At 47.3% G+C, this 294-nt stretch carries 1 protein-coding gene; it reads right to left on the reverse strand.

The features are described 5' to 3' along the window. On the reverse strand, positions 1-294 hold a 294-nt coding region (locus QMF38_RS09405), incomplete at both ends, for a transposase (RefSeq protein ID WP_390854393.1).

Below are 294 nucleotides of genomic sequence, written 5' to 3' on the forward strand. Positions count from 1 at the left end.
CCGTACTCCTTTTGTTCCTGTTGGTTGACTTCATCAATCTCGTCCAACAGTTGACGAATCTGGGTCTGCAACTTTTCCTGATACCGGTCTGTGGACTTTTTCCATACAAAGGTATACCGATTGGCGTTGGCCTCGATTTTCGTGCCGTCAAGGAAATAGTGTTCCATGGTGACGTATCCTTCTTCGATAAGCAGTTGTAATACAGCCGCGAATACGTCGTCAATGAGACCTTTCATTCGTTGCGAGCGGAATCGATTAATGGTTCGAAAGTCTGGAGTCTGTCGTGCAGCGAGC

The organism is Alicyclobacillus hesperidum subsp. aegles (genome assembly GCF_027923525.1).
Lineage (GTDB): Bacteria > Bacillota > Bacilli > Alicyclobacillales > Alicyclobacillaceae > Alicyclobacillus > Alicyclobacillus aegles.